This is a genomic window from Phormidium sp. CCY1219 (genome assembly GCF_055795085.1).
In genome coordinates this window covers 1-373 of sequence record NZ_JAYFEQ010000094.1, presented here as the reverse complement: position 1 = coordinate 373, position 373 = coordinate 1, and the positions used below count along the sequence as shown (strand labels likewise).

General features: G+C 52.8%; 1 protein-coding gene. It reads left to right on the top strand.

The window, feature by feature from the left end; all coding sequences use genetic code 11:
- Positions 1-130 precede the first annotated feature (130 nt).
- Positions 131-373 (top strand): hypothetical protein (locus tag AC0QH1_RS00570; protein ID WP_324628787.1); only part of this gene is annotated, 243 nt, incomplete at its 3' end.

Here is a 373-nt window from a genome sequence, read left to right as displayed (position 1 = left end):
CCCGGCGGTAGGGAAACCCGTTGGCGAGAGAAAAATTATGGAAAACTTTACCGAAACAATTTAAAGACTGTGCCGATAATCAGCTAAAACGTTGATAAATTACCCATCAACCTTAATCGGCAACAAAACCATGACTCAAATCAAGCCAAAAATGGTTCCCATGCGCGCCCTCGCCCTGGGGTTTGCGCTGATGTTGGCCACCACGGCGGCGGGATGCGACAGAACCACAGAAGCGGAAACCACCGGAGGAAGCGAGACGATGACTCAGGCGCACAATCCCGAGCTCGTCACCCTGAGTGGGGTAGTAATCCAAAAACAGGCGGCGAAGAATGCGGAAAGCTGGATGGCGGGAGGCGGCGATTATTTCGTCCTC